The 3027-nt window shown below is 58.6% G+C and carries 1 protein-coding gene and 3 pseudogenes; 2 read left to right on the top strand and 2 right to left on the bottom strand.

Features of this window, described 5'->3' with window-relative positions; all coding sequences use genetic code 11:
- Nucleotides 1-112, top strand: a pseudogene (locus tag RZR99_RS32475) (IS6 family transposase); the annotation flags it as partial.
- 25 nt (nucleotides 113-137) lie between these two features.
- Here the strand turns inward: RZR99_RS32475 and RZR99_RS32470 are convergent.
- Both RZR99_RS32470 and RZR99_RS32465 read right to left on the bottom strand, forming a co-directional pair.
- Nucleotides 138-601, bottom strand: a pseudogene (locus RZR99_RS32470) (IS5 family transposase); the annotation flags it as partial.
- Nucleotides 602-654: 53 nt separating this feature from the next.
- Nucleotides 655-777: pseudogene (locus RZR99_RS32465) on the bottom strand (transposase domain-containing protein); the annotation flags it as partial.
- A gap of 1035 nt (nucleotides 778-1812) precedes the next feature.
- Here RZR99_RS32465 and RZR99_RS32460 point away from each other — a divergent pair.
- Nucleotides 1813-3006 (top strand): hypothetical protein, encoded by a 1194-nt coding sequence (locus RZR99_RS32460; protein ID WP_323117683.1) that lies wholly within the window; start codon nucleotides 1813-1815, stop codon nucleotides 3004-3006.
- Nucleotides 3007-3027 lie beyond the last annotated feature (21 nt).

Genomic DNA, 3027 nt, shown 5'->3' with positions numbered 1-3027 from the left:
GCTCAAACGTCATGTGCTACGCGCGTCGCTCTATCGCAAGCAGCTCGCGACGCAGTTCGAAACCTGGCGACTTTTCATTGGCATGACCCAAAATCCGTCTTTCGCAGCCTGAGCAACCGGCTAAACACCACCGGTTTATCCCGCGCCATCGCCAACGTGACAATGCCGACCAGTGGCGTGCTGTTGGCGTCGGTGACAATGTGGTGCTTGGAACCGGGTCGCGCTCGATCGGTAGGGTTTGGCCCAGTTTTTGGCCCGCCCCAGCGGCGCGAATCGATGATGAATCGACGGCGGCACGCGAGAAGTCGATTTGGTCTGCTGTTCGCAGCTTCGCGAGCAGCAACTCGTGCAGGCGATCCCATACGCCTGCAGCCTGCCAATCGCGTAGCTGTTGCCAGCAAGTCACGCCCGGGCCGCAGCCCATCTCGGCGGGCAGGTCGCGCCAGCGCAGTCCCGTCTTGAGAACGAACAGGATGCCGGTCAGCGCGGCACGATTCGAAACAGGCAAGCGGCCTGGGTTCTTCTCGCGCCGTGGCTTGAGTGGCAGTAGTAACGGCTCGATCAATACCCACAGTTCGTCGTCGATGATCGGCTTGCCCATCTCCTCGGCCTCGGTTATTCCGAGGCCTGAGGTTTAACAGCTTGCCGCGAAAGTTAGCAGCCCCATGGGGCCTTTTTGAAGCCATCTCTAAACATCCAGACAAGATAGCGATAAGCATCGACGCCGTTCGCCTTGCACGTCTCGACGAGGGAGTACAGGTTGGCGCGGACTTGCGCCACGTCGTAGAGAAAGTGGCGCTGCGCGAGCGGCGGGCGGGCGTTGCCGCTTGCGACGTTGGGGGCGGCCTAGCGAACGATGCGTGATGTGTGCACTGTGTTCATCAAAAAAAGTTTGACGAACAGGATTTGTNTGCGCCACGTCGTAGAGAAAGTGGCGCTGCGCGAGCGGCGGGCGGGCGTTGCCGCTTGCGACGTTGGGGGCGGCCTAGCGAACGATGCGTGATGTGTGCACTGTGTTCATCAAAAAAAGTTTGACGAACAGGATTTGTCGTTGCATTCTTTCATGCAAATGGCAATAGCAGTTAGTATGGCTTAATAAATTCAAACAAATTGCTAACATTATTATTTAATAATACTTACATCCAGAGGGTGTCTCCGAGGTCGAATTTTCCCTATCCTTTTCGCTTGCGATTCATTCCCGGTGTCATGAGACGTCGATCCGCTCAACGGCGGGTGGATGCCATCCCGGGACAAGATACGCGAGCGTCCCGAGGGATTCAGCAGGCCCCGTCGGCAGCACACCAGAAGCAAAACGGATCGAGAGATTGTCGATGCATGTTCAAGCCGCGCGCTCGCGTTGTCTGAAGATGCGTCCGGATCAGGGTTGTCGGGCAGTCTTGTCGGTCCGAGTTCGTCAAATCGAACAGTGCCGTCATGGACGCACATCAGCGGTGCACGCGGATCGTCGCATAGCCTGAACGGGCTTGACCCGCGTGAAGCCGGCGCAGCAACGCATGCGGCGAAGGCCAAGCGGAACCGCCAGTCGCATTGTTCGTACCGGCGCGAAGCATGACGGCATCATCGGCTCGAAGCAGTTGTTCCAGGAATCACCCGTTTTGCAATCCAGATGACCATACCGGTTAAGCAATAGCGGCTTTTCCGGCCACATGACATTTAGGATTGCCACACAATTCCAAATATTGAGATTCGCGGTACCCCATACGAATTTGCGACGGTTTGCTGTACGGCGGTCGGGGCCCTGGATAGTCCGGGGACGAAGGCCATACGACGTTATGCCCACTGGAGAAAGCGATGCGATTGAAACTATGGCTGGCGACATGTCAACTCACCTCTGCTGCCGCTATCGCGGGGGCGGGGCTCCTGACGAGCGCGATCCCGTTGTCCGCGCATGCGGGACAGCTTGCCAACAGCTTTGGCGGTCAGGCTCAAACCCAGGCTCAGGCGCAGGCCGGAGCGCAGGCAACCTGGCGCGAGAACATCAAGCAAGTCGCGCCCCCCACGACGGGCTGTTTTCATGCCTCCTACCCCAGCATGACCTGGGCGAGAGTCGTCTGCGGCCCGGAGCCGACCAATCGATCCGCGCGACCCGCGCCGCGCAGGAAGATCGTGCGCGCGGAAGACGGGCTTTCGGCGTCGATTCCTGATACGGCGGGCAACGGCAACGACTACATCATCAAAACAACCTCCGCGATCATTTCGGCGGTGGGAAGTTTCCCGTCAGCGACCGGGATTACCTCGGAGAAGGGCGTCAATAACCCCGAATACGCGCCGGATGTCGGCATCACCGGGAGCAATCAATATACGTTGCAGTTGAACAGCAATCAAAGCACCTCGGCGGCAGCCTGCTCGAATTTCGGATACGCAAGCTGCACGGTATGGGAGCAATTTGTCTACTCGACCAACAACAACTATGATCCGTCGGCCCCCAATGCCAGTGGTTCCCCCGCCGAACCCCAGGTTTTCATTCAGAACTGGGTCTATCCGTCCGCGAATGACTACAGCAATTTGGGCTGCCCGTCGGGATGGGGGGACGCCACTGACAGTAATGGGGCAGCTTGCTATACCAACAGCTCGGCGACTACCGTCCCCGCTGTCGCGGCGAGCCAGTTGGCCAGCCTGAAGTTGTCGGGATCCGCCTCCGTCAACGGCAACGATACGGTCACCTTCACGGATGGCACGGAAGCTTATTCCGCCAGCCAGCCCGGCAACACGACCGATCTTGGCGCATGGTGGAATTCTGCGGAATTCAATCTGGTTGGTAACGGCGGCGGCTCGGTCGCAACCTTTAATAAAGGGGTTTCCATCACGCTGAAGATCGCCGTGAATGATGGAAGTACGGCTGCGCCGAAATGCGGCGGCCCCTCCATCACCGCAGCGAACGGCGCGACCGGCGAATCCAACAATCTGACGCTCTCGAAGACATGCACCGCATCCGCTGGAACGAGCACGACGTCACCCTCGATCCAGTTCACTGAATCGGATTGATCTGTGTCAACGCGATTGACT

The organism is Burkholderia alba (genome assembly GCF_034721475.1).
GTDB lineage: Bacteria > Pseudomonadota > Gammaproteobacteria > Burkholderiales > Burkholderiaceae > Burkholderia > Burkholderia alba.
This window is presented reverse-complemented; position numbering and strand designations above follow the sequence as displayed.

Bases quoted from the DNA above. Each gene is read 5' to 3' on its own strand.
- RZR99_RS32460 (WP_323117683.1), top strand. From the start codon at position 1,813: ATGCGATTGAAACTATGGCTGGCGACATGTCAACTCACCTCTGCTGCC.